Here is a 20659-nt window from a genome sequence, read left to right on the forward strand (position 1 = left end):
TTCTTCTCCCGACGGACGGTCGGGCTATAAGGTCCGTCATGACCCAGTCCTCAGGCCCGCTTGTCGGCATTCGCGTCCTCGACCTGTCCCGCGTTCTGGCGGGGCCTTGGGCGACCCAGACCCTGGCCGATCTGGGGGCCGAGGTGATCAAGATCGAACGGCCGGGCACCGGTGACGACACCCGCCAGTGGGGCCCGCCCTTTACGCAGAAGGCCGACGGCTCGCGCGGCGACGCGGCCTATTTCCTGTGTGCCAACCGGGGCAAGAAGTCGGTCGAACTGGATATCGCGACGCCGGAGGGCGCGACCGCTATCCGCGATCTGGTCGCGTCCTGCGACGTGCTGGTCGAGAATTTCAAGACCGGAGGGCTGAAGAAGTACGGTCTGGATTTCGCCAGCCTGTCGGCCATCAACCCCCGACTGGTCTATTGCTCCATCACCGGCTTCGGCCAGGACGGGCCGGATGCCCACCGCGCCGGTTACGACTATATGATCCAGGCCATGGGCGGGCTGATGTCGGTCACGGGCCAGCCGGACGGCGCGCCGGGGGCCGAGCCGATGAAGGTCGGGGTAGCGGTGGTGGATCTGTTCACCGGCCTGTACGCCTCCAACGCCATCCTGGCCGCCCTGATGCATGCGCGGGCCACCGGCGAGGGCCAGCAGATCGACATCGCCCTGTTCGATGTCCAGGCGGCCATGCTGGCCAATCAGGCGTCCAACTATTTCGTCTCCGGCACGGCCCCGAGCCGCATGGGCAATGCCCACCCCAATCTGGCCCCGTACCAGCCCTTTCCGTGTACGGACGGTATGGTCGTGATCGCCGTCGGGAATGATGGGCAGTTTCGCGCACTGGCACAGGCTTTGGGCGCGCCCGGCCTTGGCACCGACCCCCGCTTCGTCACCAATGCCCTGCGGATTGAGCATCGTGCCGCCATGACGGCGGAAGTCTCGGCCCTGACGGCCGGTCACGACATGGCAGGCCTGATGGCGCTTCTCGAGGCGGCGAACGTCCCTTGCGGCCCGGTCAACACCATCGATCAGGTCTTCGACGAGCCCCAGGCACGGCACCGCGGGCTGGAGATCGAACAGGCCCGCTCCGACCTGACCCACCCGGTCCGCACCGTCGCGTCGCCGATCCGCATGTCGAGGACGCCCGTCGAATACCACCGCGCCCCGCCCGCCCTAGGCGCGGATACGGACGAGGTGCTGGGTCCACTCAGGGCGGATTGAGCACCAGTTCCAGGGCCAGCCACACAGCCCCCGCGATTACAGCAAACAGCAGGCCGGCCAAGAGCATGCCCTGCCAGGCAATGGGCCGGAACCGGCGCGGCAGGCTGGTGCCCCAGAAGCCACCGGTGGCAAAGGCCGCCAGCGCCATCACTGATCCTGCCGCTTGGGTCCCGCCATCGACCGTATCCAGATCGTCGCCCTCATCGCTGGCGAACTCGCCTGACCTCGCCCGCGCCAGAAGATCTCGCGCCTGCTCCGCCACCGAGGCAGGCCCCATCAGACGGATGCCCAGCGCACGCTGCATGAGTGGATCCACCGTGGTCTGGAACCGCTCGGTGACGCTGACCTCGATCCCATGCGACGCCAGAAACGCCGCCGCCAGATCGGCTTCATAGACGTCGGTGAAGCGGACGATTTCAACCAAGGCCATGGTCGAACCCTAACACAGCCGCTTCAATTGCGAACGGCGGATCCTGGGACCCGCCGTTGATTAGTCTGGATATGGGGCGACCCCTAGAGGTCCAGCAGCGCCCGGGCCGGGTCTTCCAGCAGGTCCTTGACGCGGACCAGGAAGGTCACGGCTTCCTTGCCGTCGACGATGCGGTGGTCGTAGCTGAGGGCCAGGTACATCATCGGGCGGATTTCTACCTGACCGTTCACGGCCATCGGGCGCTGGACGATGTTGTGCATCCCCAGGATGCCCGACTGCGGCGCGTTCAGGATCGGCGTGGACATCAGCGACCCATAGGTGCCGCCGTTGGTGATGGTGAAGGTGCCGCCCTGCAGATTGTCCAAGGTCAGGTTGCCGTCGCGGGCGGCCTTGCCTAGGGCCCCGATACCTTTTTCAATCCCGGCCAGCGACAAGGTGTCGGCGTCCCGCAGGACGGGCACGACCAGCCCCTTGTCCGTGCCGACGGCCACGCCGATGTCATAGTGGTTCTTGTAGATGATATCGGTGCCGTCGATCTCGGCATTGACCGCCGGGATCTCCTTCAGCGCCGCGACCACCGCCTTGGTGAAGAAGGACATGAAGCCCAGCTTGACGCCGTGGCGCTTTTCGAAGGCGTCCTTATACTGGGTCCGCAGGGCCATGACATTGGTCATGTCCACCTCGTTGAAGGTGGTCAGCTGGGCGGCGGTGTTCTGCGATTCCTTCAGGCGGCGAGCGATGGTCTGACGCAGGCGCGTCATCTTCACGCGCTCCTCGCGTGGCTGGTCTGCGCGCGGGGTGGCCGGTGCAGCCGCCGGGGCGGGGGCCGCAGGTGCGGCAGCGGCGGGCGCAGTTGCCGATCCGATGGCGGCCACGGCATCGGCCTTGGTCACATTGCCCTTGGGACCGGTCGCCTTCAGGTTGGCGGCATCCAGATTGTTCTCGGTGACCACGCGCTGGACGGCGGGCGACAGGTGCGGGGCATCGGACGTGATCTGGGCCGAGCCGCTGTTGGCCGAACCGCCGCTGGCGGCGGCGGCGGCAGGCGCAGGAGCGGCGGATGCAGCGGCACCTGAGGCCGAAATGCTGCCGATCTGCTGGCCAGGCGTGACGGTCGAGCCATTGTCGACGCTGATAGTCAGGACGCCGTCGGCGGGCGAGGAGACCTCCACCGCCACCTTGTCCGTCTCGATCTCGACCAGCAGTTCGTCCTTCTTGACCGTGTCGCCGCTCTTCTTCAGCCAGGTGCCGATGGAGCCTTCGGCGACGCTTTCGCCCATGGTCGGTACGGCGATCGGCAGGCTGTCACCACCCGAGTCGGAGGCTACCGGCGCATCGGCACGGACGGTGTCGGCGGGCGCTTCGGCCTTGGCGGAGGCATCGGCTTTTTTCGCGGCGGGGGCAGCGGCGGCGGGCGCCGCAGCGGACGCGCCCTCGCTGATCACGCCCAGGACGGTGTTCGGCACGACCGTGTCGCCATCAGCCGCCTTGATCTCGCTCAGGGTGCCGTCGGCGGGCGCGACCACTTCCAGCGACACCTTGTCGGTTTCCAGCTCGACCAGGACTTCGTCCTTCTTCACCGCATCACCGACCTTCTTGGTCCATTTGGCGATGGAGGCTTCGGAGACGGATTCGCCGAGGGCGGGGGTCAGGATGTCGGCCATGTCGGGTCCAGGCTTTCGGTAAGGGCGTCAGGTCAGTGTGGCAGGCGAAACGGTGTCAGGCGAGGGCTTCGGTCGTGAAGGCTTCCAGTTCCTTCAGGTGGCGGCTCATCAGACCCGCCGCCGTCGAGGCCGAGGCCGGGCGGCCGACATAGCGGGCGCGCTTGGCCTTGATGTCGAGCTTCTCCAGCGTCAGTTCAAGCCATGGATCGACGAAGGTCCAGCCGCCCATGTTCTTGGGCTCTTCCTGGCACCAGACCAGCTCGGCCTTGGGGAAGCGCGCCAGTTCGGTCATCAGCGACTTCATCGGCCAGGGATAGAACTGCTCCAGGCGCAGGAAATAGACGTCATCCACCCCTTTGCCTTCCTTGGCCGCCTTCTCGCGGGCATCCAGCAGGTCGTAATAGACCTTGCCAGAGCAAAGCACGACGCGACGGATGTCCTTGTCGGCCTTGATCTTGATGCCCGAAACCTCGGGGCGCGTCTGGGCGTCGTCGTGCAGCACCCGGTGGAAGGACGACCCCTCCGCCATGTCGGCCAGGGTCGAGACCGCCTTTTTGTGACGCAGCAGGCTCTTGGGCGTCATGATGATCAGCGGCTTGCGGAACGGCCGGTGCATCTGTCGACGCAGGATGTGGAAGTAGTTGGCCGGGGTCGTGCAGTTGGCGACCTGCATATTGTCCTCGGCACAGGCCTGCAGGAACCGCTCCAGACGCGCCGACGAATGCTCCGGCCCCTGGCCCTCATAGCCGTGCGGCAGCAGCATGGTCAGGCCGCACATGCGCAGCCATTTGCGTTCGCCCGAGCTGATGAACTGGTCGATCACGACCTGGGCCCCGTTCACGAAGTCGCCGAACTGGGCCTCCCACATGACCAGGGTGTTGGGGTCGCTCAGCGCATAGCCGTATTCGAAGCCCAGTACGGCCTCTTCCGACAGGGCGGAATCGATGACCTCGAACTGGGACTGGCCGTCGCCCAGATTGTTCAGCGGCACATAGCGCGCCTCGGTCGTCTGATCGACGATGCCGGAGTGACGCTGGCTGAAGGTGCCGCGCACCGAATCCTGGCCCGACAGACGGACCGGGAAGCCCTCGGTGAGCAGTGAGCCGAAGGCCAGGCTCTCGGCCGTGGCCCAGTCGATGTTCTGGCCCGTCGTGATCATCTCGCGGCGGCCATCGATGACGCGCTTCAGCGTCTTGTGGATGTCGACCTGGTTCGGAATGGTCGTCAGACGGTGGCCGATGTCTTCCAGCCTGGCACGGGGCACGGCCGTTTCGCCGCGACGCTCGTCGCCCTCGGGCAGGCCGACGCCCTTCCATTGACCGTCCATCCAGTCGGCCTTCTTGGCCTCGAAGCTCTTGCCCGCATCGAACTCGGCATCCAGGAAGGCCTCGAAACGGGTGACCTCGGCCTCGACCTCGGCCTGGGTGATCACTCCCTCCTCGACCAGACGCTTCGAATAGATTTCACGCGTCGAGGGCAGGGCGCGGATCTTCGAATACATCAGCGGCTGGGTGAAGGTCGGGTCATCGCCCTCGTTGTGGCCGAAGCGCCGGTAGCAGAACATGTCCACCACCACGTCCTTGTGGAATTTCTGGCGGAACTCGGTGGCGACCTTGGCGGCGAAGACAACGGCCTCGGGGTCATCGCCGTTGACGTGGAAGATCGGCGCCTGAACCATCAGGGCCACGTCAGACGGATACGGCGAGCTGCGGCTGTTGCGCGGGCTGGTGGTGAAGCCGATCTGGTTGTTGATGACGAAATGCATCGTCCCGCCGGTGCGATAACCCTTCAGCCCCATCAGGGCGAAGCATTCGGCCACGACGCCTTGCCCTGCGAAGGCCGCATCGCCGTGGATCAGCAGGGGCATGACCTTGCTTCGGTCCAGCGCCCACTGCTCTTCGGGGATACCGACATTGGCTTCGCGGATATCGAACGCCTGTTTGGCGCGCGCCTTGCCCAGCACGACGGGATTGACGATCTCGAGGTGCGACGGGTTGGCGGTCAGCGACAGGTGGACCTTGTTGCCGTCGAACTCGCGGTCCGACGAGGCGCCCATGTGGTATTTGACGTCGCCCGAGCCCTCGATGTCGCTGGGCACGGTCGAGCCGCCCTGAAACTCGTGGAAGATGGCGCGGTAGGGCTTGCCCATCACCGCCGCCAGGGTGTTCAGACGACCGCGGTGGGCCATGCCGATGACGATCTCGTCGACGCCCAGGGCCCCGCCGCGTTTGATCATCTGCTCCAGCGCGGGCACCGCCGCCTCGCCGCCATCCAGACCGAACCGCTTGGTGCCGGGAAAACGCTTGTGCAGGAACCGCTCGAAGCCCTCGGCCTCGATCAGCTTGTTCAGGATGGCCAGCTTGCCCTCCCTGGTGAAGGCATTCTCGGCGAATTTGTCGGGGCCCTCGAACCGCTGCTGCAGCCAGGACTTCTCCTCCGGCTCGGCGATATGCATGAACTGGATGCCGATATTGCCGCAGTAGGTGCGCTTCAGGATCTCCAGCACTTCGCGGATGGTCCCGGTCTGCAGGCCCAGCACGCCGTCCAGATAGATGGGCCGGTCCAGATCGGCCCCGCTGAAGCCATAGAATTCCGGCGTCAGCTCAGGGTTTTGCACCGCCTGTTCGATGCCCAGCGGGTCCAGATTGGCCTGCAGATGCCCGCGCACGCGATAGCTGCGGATCAGCATCAGGGCGCGGATGGAATCGTGAGCGGCGGCGCGCACGGCCTCGGCCGAAATGTCGGCGGGCGCTGAGGTGGCGGGAGCGGCGGCAACCGGCGCGGCTCCGGGCTTCTTCGGGTCAGGCTTGGGCGCAGGCCAGCGGCCATCGAACACCGCCTCGGCCTCGGTCGGCTCCGATGTCACCGGACGACCCCAGCCGCCGGCTGCGCCAGAGGCCTTCACCGTCTCGGCATTGTCCCGAAGTTGGTCGAAGAAGGTGCGCCATTCGGCAGAGACGGAGCCCGGATCGGCAGCCCACTGCGCGTGCAGGTCCTCGATGAAGGCGGCATTGGAGCCATAAAGGAAACTGGTCTCGGCAAAGACCTGATTCAGTCGGCCGGCATCGTCCGCCATGTTCGTCTCGTCGTCCCTTCGGGCCCCACGGTCACAACCGCGTGAAGCCAGCGCAATGCATATAGGCGCTGTTTCCTGACGGGTCATGACCGAATGGGGGCAAACCGGCATGAATTTGGTCGCAGCCCCAAAGAAAAACGCCCCCGACCTTGGTCGGGGGCGCCCTCAGATGGACCGGACAGGCCCTTTAGCCCTTCAGCACTTCCACCAGGGTCTTGCCCAGGCGCGCGGGCGACGGCGACACGCGGATGCCCGCCGCCTCCATGGCCGCGATCTTGGATTCGGCATCGCCCTTGCCGCCCGAGACGATGGCACCGGCGTGACCCATGGTGCGACCGGCCGGGGCCGTGCGTCCCGCGATGAAGCCGGCCATGGGCTTGGAGCGGCCCTTCTTGGCTTCGTCGATCAGGAACTGGGCGGCGTCTTCCTCGGCCCCGCCACCGATCTCGCCGATCATGATGATGGAGTGGGTCTCCGGGTCGGCCAGGAACAGTTCCAGCACATCGATGAACTCCGTGCCCTTGACCGGGTCGCCGCCGATGCCGACCGCCGTGGTCTGGCCCAGGCCCTCATTGGTGGTCTGGAACACCGCCTCATAGGTCAGGGTGCCCGAACGCGAGACGATGCCGACATTGCCCTTGGAGAAGATGCTGCCCGGCATGATGCCGATCTTGCACTCGTTGGGCGTCAGGATGCCGGGGCAGTTGGGGCCCAGCAGGCGCGATTTGGAGTTTTCCAGACGGCGCTTGACCTTGACCATGTCCATCACCGGAATGCCTTCGGTGATGCAGGTGATGAAGGGGATCTCGGCCTCGATGGCCTCGATGATGGCATCGGCCGCGCCCGACGGCGGCACATAGATGACCGAGGCGTCGGCCCCGGTCGCGTCCTTGGCGTCCGCGACCGAGGCATAGATCGGCAGGGTCTCGCCGTGCGATCCGGTCCAGGTCTGGCCGCCCTTGGTCGGGTGCACGCCACCGACCATCTGGGTGCCGTGATAGGCCAGCGCCTGTTCGGTATGGAAACCGCCCGTCTTGCCGGTCAGGCCCTGGACGATGATCTTGGTGTTCTTGTCGACGAGAATGGACATGGGTCTATCGATCTCTGGAATGTGTCAGTCAGCAGGGCGGTGGCGGTGAGGCTGAAGCCTCAGCCGACCGCCGCGACGATTTTCTGGGCGGCGTCGTCGAGGTCGTCGGCTGACGTAATGGCCAGGCCGCTCTCGTTCAGGATCTTCTTGCCCAGTTCGACATTGGTGCCTTCCAGGCGGACGACCAGCGGCACCTTCAGGCCCACTTCCTTCACGGCCGCGACCACGCCCTCGGCGATGACATCGCACTTCATGATGCCGCCGAAGATGTTGACCAGGATGCCCTGGACGTTCGGGTCGGCGGTGATGATCTTGAAGGCCGCCGCGACCTTCTCCTTGCCGGCGCCGCCGCCGACGTCGCAGAAGTTGGCGGGCTCCTTGCCGTACAGCTTGATGATGTCCATCGTCGCCATGGCCAGGCCCGCGCCGTTGACCATGCAGCCGATGTTGCCGTCCAGGGCGACGTAAGCGAGATCCCACTCGGACGCCTCGATCTCCTTGGCGTCTTCCTCGGTCTCGTCGCGCAGGGCCTTGATGTCCTCGTGGCGGAACAGGGCGTTGCCGTCGAAGCTGACCTTGGCGTCCAGAACGCGCAGGTGGCCGTCCTTCATGACGATCAGCGGGTTCACCTCCAGCATGGCCATGTCGGTCTGGGTGAAGGCCTTGTACAGGATGGGGAACAGGCTCTTGCCGTCCTCGGCCGCATCGCCGCTCAGGCCATAGGCGGCGTTGATCGTGGCGACGTCGGCTTCGGTCACGCCGGTTTCCGGGTCGATGACCACGGTCTGGATCTTCTCAGGCGTGTCATGGGCGACGGCCTCGATGTCCATGCCGCCCTCGGTCGAGACGACGAAGGCGACCCGGCCATGCTCGCGGTCGACCAGCAGCGAGCAGTACAGCTCGCGCTCGATGTCGGCCCCGTCCTCGATGTACAGGCGGTTGACCTGCTTGCCGGCATCGCCGGTCTGGGCCGTGACCAGGGTGTTGCCCAGCATTTCCCGGGCATGGGACACAGCTTCCTCGACCGAGAAGGCCAGGCGAACGCCGCCCTTGGCGTCCGGGCCCAGCTCCTTGAACTTGCCCTTGCCGCGCCCGCCGGCGTGGATCTGCGACTTCACGACATAGAGCGGGCCGGGCAGGGACTTCGCTGCCGCCTCGACCTCGTCGACCGAGGTGACGGCCACGCCCGCCGCAACCGGCGCGCCAAAGCCCTTGAGAACCTGCTTGGCCTGATATTCGTGAATGTTCATGGAGGAGCCGTCCCTGGGGAAAAAGGTCGCCGTGCTTATAGGCGGCGACCGTTCGCAGGTGCAACCGTCCCCGCGACCTTAGTCGACCCAGTCCTTCTTCAGGGTGCGCGACGCCCCGATCAGCAGGATCGACGCCAGCACATAGAAACCCATGCCGGTATAGATGGCCCAGCGCAGGCTTTCGTCCCCGAAGCGGGGGGCCAGCAGGTCGCTCATCCAGCCGAAGTAGAAGAAGCCGACGGCGATCCCCAGCAGATTGTTCATCAGCAGGAACAGGGCCGAGGCCGTTGTGCGCATGGCCGGCGGCACCAGATGCTGGACCGCCGCCGTGATCGGCCCCAGCCAGGATAGGTTCAGCCCCGTCGGGATCAGGAAGATCAGGAAGGCCATGGTCAGACCCCAGGCCTTGTCCGCGCCCGGCATGATCTGTTCGATCACCCAGGCCGAGTTCATGGCCAGGATGAAGCACGGGGCCGAGATCAGGAAGGCGATGGCGGGCACCAGCGGATAGGCCCCCTTGCCGCGCTTGGCCAGCTTGTCGGCGATCATGCCGCCGCCCCAGATGCCCGCGATGCCGCCGATCAGGGCGATGCCGGAATAGTACCAGGACACCTCCGTCAGGGTCATGTCGAAGCTGCGGATGAAGAACAGCGGCAGCCAGCCGGCGATGCCATAACCGCAAACCGAGGATGATGCGGCACCCAGCGCCAGCAGCCAGAAGCTCTTCTTGGGCACGACGACCGAGGCGGTCGCCCGCGCGATGAACAGGGAGATGCCGATCACTCCGGCCAGCAGGGCGCCGAACCCGGCGGTCAACCCGGCGGATACAGCCCCGGCCGTGATGGCCTGGACCAGGCCGGTGGCGGCGGCGATGGCGGCCACGACCATCATGACGATGGCGGTGATGGCCCCGACGCGCGAGGTGCCGTGCATGACACCGGGGCGAACCTGGGCGACCGGCGGCGGGGGTGCGATGCGGGCCGCATCCTGGCCCCCGCGCGGCGGATCCTTGACCGTCAGGCGCAGCAGGGGCGCGACCAGCAGACCCAGCAGGCCCACCACGATAAAGGCCGTCTGCCAGCCATAGGCCACGGCCAGCAGACCGCCGACCAGCGTGCCCGCCGCCGTCCCCAGAGGAATGCCGAAGGCGAAGGCCGCCAGCGCCCGCGCCCTCTGATGCGGCGGGAAATAGTCGGCGACCAGCGAATAGGCCGGGGCCACGCCCCCCGCCTCGCCCACGCCCACGCCCATACGGAACAGGAACAACTGGCCGAACGATCCGGCCACGCCGCACAGGGCCGTGAACCCGCTCCAGACCGCCAGGGCCCCGGTCATGATCCACACCCGGCTGTAGCGATCGGCCAGCCAGGCCAGCGGAATGGCCAGGGTCGAATAGACCGAGGCGAAGGCGATGCCGCCCAGCAGGCCGAACTGGCTGTCCGACATGTTGAAATGCGCCTTCAGCGGCGCGGCCAGAATGCCGATGATCTGGCGATCCACGAAGTTCAGCATGTAGACCAGGATCAGGATCGCCAGCACATAGAAGCGATAGCCGCTCGAGGGCACCGGCACCTCTGGCGTGTCGGGCTGTGCTGCGGCGACGTCCGTGGTGCTCATGGCGTGTCCCTCGATGTTTTCTTGTCTTTGAACGAACCGTAGCGGCACCGTTGGCCACCGCAACGAAAAAGGGCGGCGGCCCTTGCGAACCGCCGCCCTGATCGAAAACCTCGGTCGCCTAGTAGCGGGCCGACAGCTTGATCATGAAGGTCTGGGGCGCACCGTAGTAGGCGGTGCGGATGTTGCCGACCGAGGAGAACTCCTGGGCGTCTGTCCGATAGACCTCGTTCAGGATGTTCTGGCCATAGACGCCGACGGTGTAGCGACCCGAGACATCGGTCCAGGCCACGCGGGCATCGAACAGCCAGTAGTCGTCCTGGAACATGCCGGGCAGTTCGACCGCGCTGTTGACCGGCGTGTTGTCGACGGCCAGCGCCATGCGGCTGCGGTACTTGGCGACCGCGCCGAAGGTCACGTCGCCACCGCCGTTTGGCACATCGGCGACATACTGGATGCCGTACCGGGCGGTGACGCGGGGCGAGAAGGCCGGTTCCTGGAAGGCGCGGCTGCCGCCAAAGGCCGTGAAGCGGGCATCGGCGAACTCGCCATATTCGGCGTCCAGAAGACCGATCTGGGTGTCGATCGTCAGGTTCGAGGTGATGGCAAAGGTGCCCTCGACCTCAAGTCCCGAGATTTCCAGATTACCGGCGTTGATCACGCTCAGCACGGGCGCTGGCAGGTTGGTGATCGGATCGACATCCAGACCGGACACACGCGCCTGGAAGTCTTCGTATTCCGTGGTGAAGGCCGCAACATTCAGGCGCAGGCGGTTGTCATAGCCGGTGGCCTTGAAGCCGATCTCAAAGCTCTCTGCAGTTTCCGGCGCATAGAGCGTCGCTTCGGCAGCCGAGTTGGCCCGGCCATTGTAGCCGCCCGACTTGAAGCCCTGCGAGAAGCGGCCGTACAGCATGACGTCGTCCGTCAGCTGATAGTCCACCGAGGCCATGAACGACGTGTCGTCGAAGCTGGCGACCGGGGGGGCAAACGGGAAGGTCGCATTGAAGGCCGGCAGGGCGCTGAAGAAGGTCGAGGTCGTACGACGGTAGTCCTTCTCCTCCTCCGTGTAGCGAACGCCACCCGAAATGCGCAGGGCATCGGTCAGGGCATAGGTCACATTGCCGTAGGCGGCCTTGGACGTCGTCTCCAGCGTGTCATCGACGGTGCGCAGGAAACCGGAGTTGAGGAACAGCGGGCCTAGCAGGTCGTCGGCATAGGCCTCCTGATGCGAATCGATGTTCTCGCGCAGGTAATACAGGCCGCCGACGGCCGTCAGCGGACCGGAATCGTAGGTCAGTTGCAGTTCCTGGCTGAACTGGTCCTGATCGACGGCGACCAGCGCGCTGGAAACTTCGCGCGGAGTGGCGTCGAAGTCGATGTAGTCGTCGGTGTTCAGGCGGCGATAGGCGGTGATCGACTTCAGGCTCAGGGCATCGCTGATGTCGTAACCGACGTTCAGCGCCACACCGCGCGATTCCAGACGGGTCTCGTTGGGCAGGCCGGGATCGACCTCGGTTTCGAAGTTATAGCCCGGCAGCGGGGTCGGTACGGCCACGATCACCTGCCCGCTGGACCCGACCAGGGTGTTGGTGTTCTGACCGACCGTCAGGCCAGCGTCGTCATGTGAATAGTCGGCGGTCAGATCGACGCGCAGGTTCGACATCGGGTCCCAGGCCAGCGTAGCACGGACGGCCTGGGTGTTCTTGTCGTTGTATTCCGCGCCCGTGACCGGGTTGGTGACATAGCCGCCACGCTCGGAATGCAGAGCCGACAGGCCAAAGGCCAGGGTGTCGCTGACAGGGCCGGAGACCGCACCCTGGATGTCGATCATGTCGTAGCTGCCGTAGGCGACCGAACCGCGCGCACGCAGCTCCTGCCCTGGACGGCGCGACACCAGACGCAGCGCGCCGCCGATGGTGTTCTTGCCGTACAGCGTGCCCTGGGGTCCGCGCAGGACCTCGATCCGCTCCAGGTCCAGCAGATCGAACTGGCTCCCCCGGATGCGGCTGTAATAGACGTCGTCGACATAGACGCCGACGGCCGGGTCGAAGGTCTGCAGCGCGTCGGGCTGACCGATGCCGCGGATGTAGATATTTGTGGCGTTAGACGAGCCGCGTCCCTGCACCAGGTTCAGGTTGGGCACCGAACCCTGCAGGTCCGTGACCTGGGTTGCGCCTGTGCGCTCCAGGGTTTCGCCCGAGAAGGCCGAGACGGCCAGCGGGGTGCGTTGCAGCGACTCACTGGTCCGGCGTGCCGTGACGACGATGTCTTCCAGACCCGTCACGTCTTCCTGAGGCGCAGTGGCGACAGGAGCGGTCTGGGCCATAGCCAGGCCGGACATCACGCTCCAGGCGGCGCCGGTGAGCAATGCGGTCTTTATGTAGCGATTCATGTTTAGCCCCAATCCTGATGTTTCGACCCGGACGCCTGTTTTATTCAGCGTTCAATGATTTTCCGCGAACGTAACCGCTTTCAGCCTGCTGTCAAACGGCGACGCTTGCGTAAGGACACGGGGCGATCGACCTGTGGCGCCGTTGCCATGACCCGCGAATGCGGCCTAAGCCTTGGCGCATGACCCGTATCGTAGCCGCCCCGGATGCCGAGACTGCGCCTGCGCCCAAGCCTGTGCCCGTGGTCGTGCCCGCCCGGCGCGGCCGTCCGCGAAAGACGGCGGTGCCGGGGGTGGCCGATACGCGTGACCTGATCCTGGATGCGGCCGAAGACCTGTTTTCCAAGCACGGCTTCTACGGGGTCACCATCCGCGAAGTGGCGCGCGAGGCGGGCGTCGATACGGCCCTGATCCACTATTATTTCGCGGCCAAACGCGGCCTGTTCGACGCGGTCTTTCTGCGGAGGGCAGAGGTCTGGAACAACGAGCGGGTGGACGCCATCAACCGCTACGCCGCCGACCATGCCGGGGCGATGACACTGGAGGGACTGCTGGAGGCCTTCCTGCGCCCGCCGTTCCAGTGGTCCCTGAAGGGCGGGCCGGGCTGGAAACATTATTCGGCACTGGTGGCCCAAACCAATGCCAATCCGGCATTCGGCGGCGAGACCATGGCCCGCTATTTCGATCCGGCCATCCATCGACTGATCGAACTGATCAAACAGGTTCTACCGGGCGCGAGAGAGGTCGACCTCTATTGGGCCTGGCATAATCTGTCGGGGGCGCTGACCCTGACCCTGGGCGAGACCGGGCGTCTGGACAGGCTGTCCGGGGGGCTGTGCCGCTCCGGCGACCTCGAGACGGCATCCGACTATATGGTGCGCTTCGCCGCAGCAGGCTTCCGCGCAGTCTGCGGGCCTAGCGAAGGGTAATGGCCTGACGCGTGCCTGTGGCCGGCAGATCGAAGGCAGCAGCCTCGAACGACGGCGGCCCGAACCGGCCCCTGGCATTGCGCGAAAACCCGTAAGCTTCCTTGGGCAGGCCGATCGGCCAGGTCGACAGCCGCCCGTTGCCGTCGGTGTCGTGGAACACGGCCACCACATAGCGCCCCGGCTCAAGGTCCGTCAGGGTCGTGGTCGTCACCGGTCCGGTCCTGTCGACCATGGCCGTCCGCACCGCCCCGGCGTTACGCCTCAGGCTCTCGGCGTCGCGATAGACGGCAATGGCGATTCGCCCGCCTGACGCCTCGGTCGTCAGCGACAGGGTCAGATCCCCGGCCAGAGCCGGGCTGGCGCTCAGCAGCGCGGCGGCCACGGCCATCGATAGCGTCTTCATCCGGGCTCCGTTTCGTGGTCTCAAAGGGCGAACGATACTTCGGGGGGCCTTTATCGCATGAGCGCGACGCCGACGACGCACGATGTCGTGCGCATCGCCATCGACCGCAGTTTCCTGCGCGGCATCGGCGTCGCCCTGGCGGTCGGCCTGATGCTGGCCCTCACCAGCGCCTTTGGCATGAGCGGCCTGTCTTTGACGGCACGGCTGGCCTACTGGCTGCCGCTGATGCTGGCCGGGGCCATCTGGGGCGAGGTCTGCTCCCGGCTGGTGGATCGCTGGATCGACATGGACCGGCGGCCCTGGCTGTCGGTGGTCGCCTTGACCGTTGTCATGTCAGGCCCCCTGTCCGTCCTGGTCTGGGCCGTGACCCGCAGCGTGTTCGACGGCGGCACAGGGGGCCTGCTGGACTACCTCGGGCCGGTCGTCATCGTGACCACGGCGGTCAGCACGCTGAATGTCTTCCTCTCGCGCAAGCCGGTCCAGACCCATGCGGCCCCGGTCGATGGCTCGGCCCCTGCCCGCTTCCTTGACCGCCTGCCGATGAAGCTGAAGGGCGCGACCATCCGGGCGGTGGAATCCGAGGACCACTACCTGCGCATCCATACTGACAGGGGCTCGGACCTGATCCTGATGCGGCTGTCCGATGCCCTGATCGAGCTGGAAGGTCTGGAGGGGGCCCAGACGCATCGCGGCTGGTGGGTCGCACGCGACGCCGTGCGCGGGGTCAGCCGGGGCGACGGCCGCGCCACCCTGACGCTGGAGGGCGACATCCAGGCCCCCGTCAGCCGCCGCTACGCCAGGGCCCTGCGCGACGCAGGCTGGTACTAGGCCCAGCATCCGTGGAAGCCGGCGGGCAGGGCCACATCGGCCCGCCAGGTGCAGACCGGCCCGTCCGAAACGTGCGCCGCCTCGAACACATGCAGTTCAGTCACCCCGCGACGCAGATTGATCGACGGCGCGACCAGCCAGGCCTCGCCCTCGCCTGACCGCCCCGGTTGGGGTACGAAGACCGCCTCCTCCATGATCTGGCCGTCACCGAACTCGAACGCATCCGATCGCCCGGTCTGCCAGTCGTGTACGGCCAGTCCGGTGGGCAGGGGGCGCCTGCCGCGTTCGCCCGCCACATGGACGGTCAGCCGACGCTCCAGTCCGGCCCGGCGCGGATCGCCCTTGGGGAATTCCGCTGTCACGCCCGACTTGACCATCTCGGCCCGGCCATCCGTGTGCAGGGTGATGAGCGACAGCTGGGCCGGCTCGCCCGGTACCGTGCCGCGCCCCTCGACCAGCACGCGGGCACCCTCGACCGCAAAGGCCACGTCCTTGCCCGCCGCCAGGTCGAACTGGATGGCTCCGTCCGCACGCTCCCCGGCATCGCCCAGGTGGAAGAAGCTGAAGGTCGGCAGTTCGTAGATGCGGCGGCGTCTCAGATCCGCCTTGTCCACCACCATGACCTGGGTGCCCATGTCGGCGTGCCAGGCGAATTGGCTGGCATAGGGCATGCCCGCATGGTCGAAGACCCAGGGCTGCATGACGATGATCAGATGCCGTTCCGTGGCGGTGAAGTCGTGCATATAGCTGGCGCGGGGCAGCTGGATCACCTGGGCGTCCCGCAGGCTGCGATCGGCGTTCAGGTGCCAGACCACGGCCTTGTCGCCGTTCATGCCGATGTTCCAGATCGTGCCGTCCGGCGCATACCGGGGATGGGCCTGGAACGGCATGCCCTTCAGATCATCCCTCAGGGCCACAAAGCCCCCCGTCGACAGGTCCGACCCCGACATTTCCAGCGGCGAGCCCCCTTCCCACAGGGCCCAGACCTTGTCGCCCGCCGTCATCACCGCCGTATTGGCGGCATTGGCGTCATCGTTGGAGCCGATGCGGGCCCGGCTGTCTCCGACCGTGCCAAAGCCCGGGGTGACCACGGCGTCGATCTCGGTCTCATGCCGGCGCTTGGGTGTGTCGGCGAACTTCGCCTCCAGCGTCGCCCGCCCGCCGTCGATGCGGAAGGCGCGCATCAGTCCGTCGCCGTCAAACCAGTGGGTCGCGCTGCCGCCCGCCCGCCGGAACTTGCCCGGCCCGTTGCGGAACAGCGTGCCCGCCAGCCCGGCCGGGGCCCGGCCCCGCACCAGGTTCAAGGCGCGCGGCGCGACATCAGCCTCCAGGTCCGCCGTCGCCAGGGCCCAGTCGGCGCTTCCCCAGTCCGCACTGGCCTGCATCGCCGCCATAGCCCGCACCGTCTCCGGCGTGACCACGGCAGCCGACAGGGCGGCGGCTCCCATCATGAATGAGCGACGAGAAGCGAGCATGGCGGACCTCGGGGGATCGTATCTGTTGTCAGGAAGAAGGGGGAATGGCCTCAAGCAGGGAGCCGCCGCGCGGCGACCGTTAGGCCCCACATCAGCGAATGCTGATCGTCTGAGCTGTGGCTCCACTCACGGCGAAGTGCGCACGATCCCATCCGGCTGGGCCCATGCTGCCCCGTGCATTGTTGGAAAAGGCATAGGGTTCGACCGGCATGCCGAAGGGGTTGGTGTCCATCCGGCCATTGCCGTTGACGTCGTGGAACGCCTTCACCGCATAGTCGCCGGCGGGCAGGTTCTCGAACACGGCCACGACGGGACCCGAGGCCGGCAGGGCCGTGGCTGCCACGGGGGCACCGCCGGAATAGGTGGCTTCGGAGTTGAAAACCGAGATCATCACCGTGCCCGTGGTCGCTCCGGTTTCGAACGTCAGGGTCAGGGTGTCACCCGCCGGTTCGGCCGAGACGGCGCTGGCTCCCAGCATCAGGGCGAAGGCGGTGGTTGCGGCGAAACGGATCATGGCGGGCGTCCTGTCGATGAGAGACCCGACCACCGGGCCTTTCGATGCCCAGACCGTGCCGCCGTACGTCAGTCTACGCCACGCCGTTTGCGGCCTTGCCCGCCGCTCGTTCGCCAATGAACACGGGTGTTCGTTCACGAAACGCGAACGGACAGCCTGCCGTCAGCGTTCGTCCTGATCTACGCCCGTGTCGCGCCGGACCTTCCGTCTCAGAACCCTGTCGGCCAGCGCCTCGGCATGCTTCAGCGTAAAGGCGAGCGCCGCCGGATTGCCGCGCCGCGGCCCGACGGAATCGGCCATGACCGCCCCCCGGTCGCCCAGAGGCGCAGGCGCGCCCGTCGTCGTATCCAGCGCCGTCTGATGCTCGATCTCGGCGTTCAGCTTGGCCCCCATCAGGATGATCTGCACGGACAGCCAGGTCCACAGCAGGAAGCCCATGATGGCCGCCAGTGGGCCATAGGAATCGGTGCGCACGAAGTTGGTCAGGTACCAGCTGAACACGAACGACAGCAGCACGCTGACCACCGCCGCGAAAACGGCTCCCGGGGTCAGCCAGCGCCACCGGGCCCGCGCCCGGCATGGACCCGTCCGATAGATCAGGGTCAGGGCCGCCGCATAGCCGACGAACAGCAGCGGCCATCTCAGCGGGGCCAGATAGGCCCACTCGTCCTGTAGTCCGAACAGGGCCAGAAAGATCGGCACCCCCACCACCAGACCCGCGCTGATCATGACGGCCAGCAGGCCGGACACGGTGAAGGCCATGCACAGCAGGTTGTAGGTGACGATGTTGCGCTTCTCGACCTCGTGATAGGCCAGGTTCAGCCCGTAGAAGAGCGTCTTGATCCCGTTGTTGGCGATCCACAGCGACAAGGCCAGGGTCCACACCAGGGTGAAGGTCAGCTGGCTGTTGGAGTTGCCAGCCAGCCGCGCCATCTCGTCCCCCAGGAACTGCACCACATTGCCGGGCAGGAAGGCATAGAGAAAGCTCAGCCGCCCCCAGGCATCCGCCGGATCGGCGAACAGCCCGTAGATGGTGACGAAGGCCGCCAGCGTCGGAAACAGCGACAGCAGGATGAAGAAGGTCACGCCCCCGGCGACGAAGCCGACGCGGTCGCCGAAATAGCCCATGGCCACGCGCCAGGTGATGTCGATCCAGCCCTTGCGCGGTATGTGATGCGGGTGTTCGGCCAGCCGCCCCCGACCCGGTTCCTTGGCATCGAAGTCATGCGGCTGCGGCGGGGCGGGTGGCAGGATTTCAGGCCGTGCCGGGCGAAGCTCGACACCGAACTTGTGCCCGCGCGTATAGAGCAGATGCGCCGCCCCGGCCCCCGCCGCCAGGCCGCCCGCGACCGACGCCAGCAGGCGCCAGACGCCCAGACCCTTTTCCGGGCCTGTCCCGTCATCGGGATGGGCGGTCGATCGGTCCGGCTTTCTGGTCATCCCGCGCACAACGATCCATCCTGCGGACGCGTTCCTGCACCCTGCGCTTGATATTCCCTCAAACCCGCGCCAAGGCCAGCGTCATGACCGAAACATCCGCTTCTCCCACCTTGGTAACCGCCTGGAAGGCCGCGACGGCGCGGCTGAAGGCCGGCCAGATCGATAGCCCCTCCATCGACGCCCGACTGTTGCTGGAAGTCGCTACCGGCGCGGGCCGGGCCGACATTCTGACCGATCCCTATCGCGCTCTGACGCCGGAGCAGCAGGCGACGCTGGACGGCTATGTCGAGCGCCGCCTGAAACGCGAGCCTGTCTCGCGCATCCTGGGCAAGAAGGGCTTCTGGAAAATCATGCTGAACGTTACCCCCGACGTTCTCAGCCCGCGCCCGGACACCGAGGCCATCCTGGATGTGGTCATGCTGGCGTTCGCGCCGCATCAGGCCTTCACCATGATCGACCTGGGCACCGGCTCGGGGGCCATCCTTCTGGCCACCCTGGCCGAGCGGGCGGGGGCGCGCGGCGTCGGCACCGACATCTCGTTCGAGGCCCTGGCTGTCGCTCGGGACAATGCCGCCAGCCTGGATCTGGACGGTCGCTGCGACTTCCTGCGCACAGAATGGGCGGCGGGCATGGCGGACCACAGCTTCGATCTGGTCGTCTCCAACCCGCCCTACATCCCGTCGGACGACATCGACGGACTGGACCCCGAGGTCCGCGATCACGATCCACGCCTGGCCCTGGACGGCGGCCCCGACGGGCTTCAGGCCTATCGCGACCTGGCCCCCGAGATCCAGCGCATCCTCAAGCCCGGCGGCATCTTCGCGGTCGAGATCGGCTGGGACCAGGGCCCGCAGGTCAAGGCCCTGTTCGAGGCGCAGGGGTTCGCCGACGTCATCGTGGTCAAGGACCTGTCCGATCGCGACCGTGTCGTCACCAATGGCCCCGACCCCCGGACCAATCCCATTCCGAAGATGTAGCTTCGGTCGCAAGGTCCGCCTACGATTAGCCCTTGGAAACGCCACGATCCCGCGCTACATCATCCTTGTCTCCCACCCAAAACGCACGCCTTGGACCGCTTCTGGCCCAGTCTCGCGCGTCCGGGCCATGTGAAGGTCGGGCCGGTCGCCCGGCGGACCACGGGGCGGCAACGGATTTCCGATCACATCGTCAGCGGGGATTGGCCTCGCACGAAACGGAAGACGACCCCGGACGGCGACAGGCTGCATCATCTTGCAGGCCCGCCCTCCCTCACGAAAAGCACGGTAAGCTCCGATGAGAGATTTCAAGGGCATGAAGCGTCAACGCGGACGCAACAGAAAGCCCGGCCAGGGCGGCGGCAACAACCACGCCAACGCCACCAACCCCAACCGGTCCTGGGACTCGCAAGGGCCCGAGAACATCAAGGTCCGGGGCAACGCCCAGACCGTCTATGAACGCTATATGCAGCTGGCGCGCGATGCGTCGGCCGGCGGCGACCGCGTTCTGGCCGAGAACTACACCCAGCACGCCGAACACTATTTCCGCGTCCTGCGCGCGCTTCAGCCCTCGCGTCCCGTGTCCGAGATCGCCCAGCGCGAACTGGCTGGCCAGGGCTTCGACATCGACTTCGAAGACGAAACAGGGGCCCAGGCCGCCGCCATCATGGCCGCCGAGAAGGCCGAGGCCGACCGCGTCGCCGCTGCCGAGGCCCGTCAGCGCGAACAGGAAGAGCGCCAGGCCGAGCGTCAGGCTCAGGGCGGCGACCAGCCCCGCCGCGAATGGCGCGACCGTCCCGAGCGCAATGATCGCGATCGCGCCGAGCGTACCGACGACCGCGAACCGCGCGAGCCTCGGAATGACGGCGAAGGCCAGGCCAATGCCTCTGGCGAGCCACGTGAAGGCGGACGCCGCGAAACCCGCCGCGAACGCTGGGAACGTCGCCGCGCCGAGAATGGAGGCCGCCGCTTCGAGAATGATGGCGAAGGGGACGAAGGCGAAACCTCGTCGTCCGAAGCCGCCGCCAGCGAAGCCAGCGAGTCCGCTTCGGCTGCGGTTCAGGAGGCTTCCGACGTCAAGGAGCGCCCCGTCCGCGAGCGCCGTCCGCGCCGCGACGCCCCGCGTGCCCGCGAGGACGACGCCGACGAGGCCCCGTCCGCCCTGCCCGGTTTCCTGACGCGCCCGACGTCTGCCCCGGTCGCTGCGGCCCCCGTTGTCGCTCCTGCCGAAGCCGGTGAAGATGCCGTCACCGAGGCTCCGGCACCTAAGCGCCGCGCCCCGCGTCGCAAGGTCGAGGCCGCGCCCGCCGAGGACTGACCACCACCTCAGGTCGCATTTTCATCATCGCTCAAT

General features: G+C 66.6%; 16 protein-coding genes. 5 read left to right on the forward strand and 11 right to left on the reverse strand.

Annotated features, from left to right (window positions below; genetic code table 11):
* Positions 1-38: 38 nt before the first annotated feature.
* Positions 39-1229, forward strand: coding sequence for a CaiB/BaiF CoA transferase family protein (locus tag AC4PRM_RS13265; RefSeq protein ID WP_492040223.1), 1191 nt, complete (start codon positions 39-41; stop codon positions 1227-1229).
* Here AC4PRM_RS13265 and AC4PRM_RS13270 read toward each other — a convergent pair.
* The 7 genes from AC4PRM_RS13270 to AC4PRM_RS13300 all read right to left on the reverse strand — a co-directional run bounded on the left by AC4PRM_RS13270 (position 1216) and on the right by AC4PRM_RS13300 (position 12745).
* Positions 1216-1659 (reverse strand): putative signal transducing protein, encoded by a 444-nt coding sequence (locus tag AC4PRM_RS13270; RefSeq protein WP_487921467.1) that lies wholly within the window; start codon positions 1657-1659, stop codon positions 1216-1218. The two genes, AC4PRM_RS13265 and AC4PRM_RS13270, sit on opposite strands and share 14 nt — an antisense overlap.
* Positions 1660-1742: 83 nt before the next feature.
* Positions 1743-3323: a 2-oxoglutarate dehydrogenase complex dihydrolipoyllysine-residue succinyltransferase gene (odhB, locus tag AC4PRM_RS13275; RefSeq protein ID WP_492040224.1), complete on the reverse strand. Its 1581-nt coding sequence runs from the start codon at positions 3321-3323 to the stop codon at positions 1743-1745.
* 55 nt (positions 3324-3378) lie between these two features.
* On the reverse strand, positions 3379-6399 hold the full coding sequence (locus AC4PRM_RS13280) for a 2-oxoglutarate dehydrogenase E1 component (protein ID WP_492040225.1): 3021 nt from the start codon (positions 6397-6399) through the stop codon (positions 3379-3381).
* Between the two features lie 187 nt (positions 6400-6586).
* Entirely contained in the window at positions 6587-7489 is a 903-nt protein-coding gene (sucD, locus tag AC4PRM_RS13285; RefSeq protein ID WP_492040226.1) for a succinate--CoA ligase subunit alpha, read from the reverse strand.
* A 59-nt stretch (positions 7490-7548) separates the two neighbouring features.
* On the reverse strand, positions 7549-8739 hold the full coding sequence (gene sucC, locus AC4PRM_RS13290; RefSeq protein WP_492040227.1) for an ADP-forming succinate--CoA ligase subunit beta: 1191 nt from the start codon (positions 8737-8739) through the stop codon (positions 7549-7551).
* A gap of 78 nt (positions 8740-8817) precedes the next feature.
* Complete coding sequence (locus AC4PRM_RS13295; RefSeq protein ID WP_492040228.1) at positions 8818-10356, reverse strand: spinster family MFS transporter; 1539 nt, start codon at positions 10354-10356, stop codon at positions 8818-8820.
* A 118-nt stretch (positions 10357-10474) separates the two neighbouring features.
* Positions 10475-12745 (reverse strand): TonB-dependent receptor, encoded by a 2271-nt coding sequence (locus tag AC4PRM_RS13300; protein WP_492040229.1) that lies wholly within the window; start codon positions 12743-12745, stop codon positions 10475-10477.
* Between the two features lie 179 nt (positions 12746-12924).
* On the opposite strand from AC4PRM_RS13300, the gene AC4PRM_RS13305 reads away from it, so the two are divergent.
* Positions 12925-13671, forward strand: a complete 747-nt coding sequence (locus tag AC4PRM_RS13305; RefSeq protein WP_373256402.1) for a TetR/AcrR family transcriptional regulator — start codon at positions 12925-12927, stop codon at positions 13669-13671.
* Here the strand turns inward: AC4PRM_RS13305 and AC4PRM_RS13310 are convergent.
* Complete coding sequence (locus tag AC4PRM_RS13310; RefSeq protein ID WP_373256403.1) at positions 13658-14074, reverse strand: DUF2141 domain-containing protein; 417 nt, start codon at positions 14072-14074, stop codon at positions 13658-13660. The two genes, AC4PRM_RS13305 and AC4PRM_RS13310, sit on opposite strands and share 14 nt — an antisense overlap.
* A 57-nt stretch (positions 14075-14131) precedes the next feature.
* Here AC4PRM_RS13310 and AC4PRM_RS13315 point away from each other — a divergent pair, with 57 nt between their 5' ends.
* Entirely contained in the window at positions 14132-14902 is a 771-nt protein-coding gene (locus AC4PRM_RS13315; RefSeq protein ID WP_492040230.1) for a LytTR family DNA-binding domain-containing protein, read from the forward strand.
* On the opposite strand, the gene AC4PRM_RS13320 is transcribed toward AC4PRM_RS13315, so the two are convergent.
* The 3 genes from AC4PRM_RS13320 to AC4PRM_RS13330 form a co-directional block, all read right to left on the reverse strand.
* Positions 14899-16377 (reverse strand): carotenoid oxygenase family protein, encoded by a 1479-nt coding sequence (locus AC4PRM_RS13320; protein WP_492040231.1) that lies wholly within the window; start codon positions 16375-16377, stop codon positions 14899-14901. The genes AC4PRM_RS13315 and AC4PRM_RS13320 overlap by 4 nt on opposite strands.
* A gap of 91 nt (positions 16378-16468) precedes the next feature.
* A complete protein-coding gene (locus AC4PRM_RS13325; protein WP_492040232.1) occupies positions 16469-16891 on the reverse strand; it encodes a DUF2141 domain-containing protein in 423 nt (140 codons plus the stop codon).
* Positions 16892-17053: 162 nt separating this feature from the next.
* The gene (locus AC4PRM_RS13330; protein WP_487921455.1) at positions 17054-18331 is read right to left on the reverse strand and encodes a YihY/virulence factor BrkB family protein; all 1278 of its coding nucleotides are present in this window, start codon (positions 18329-18331) and stop codon (positions 17054-17056) included.
* A gap of 83 nt (positions 18332-18414) precedes the next feature.
* Between AC4PRM_RS13330 and prmC the strand changes: the two genes are divergently transcribed.
* Positions 18415-19308: a peptide chain release factor N(5)-glutamine methyltransferase gene (gene prmC, locus AC4PRM_RS13335; protein WP_492040233.1), complete on the forward strand. Its 894-nt coding sequence runs from the start codon at positions 18415-18417 to the stop codon at positions 19306-19308.
* Positions 19309-19621: 313 nt separating this feature from the next.
* A complete protein-coding gene (locus tag AC4PRM_RS13340) occupies positions 19622-20623 on the forward strand; it encodes a DUF4167 domain-containing protein (RefSeq protein WP_492040234.1) in 1002 nt (333 codons plus the stop codon).
* Positions 20624-20659 lie beyond the last annotated feature (36 nt).

It is taken from the genome of Brevundimonas sp. DW-iso22 (genome assembly GCF_058725425.1).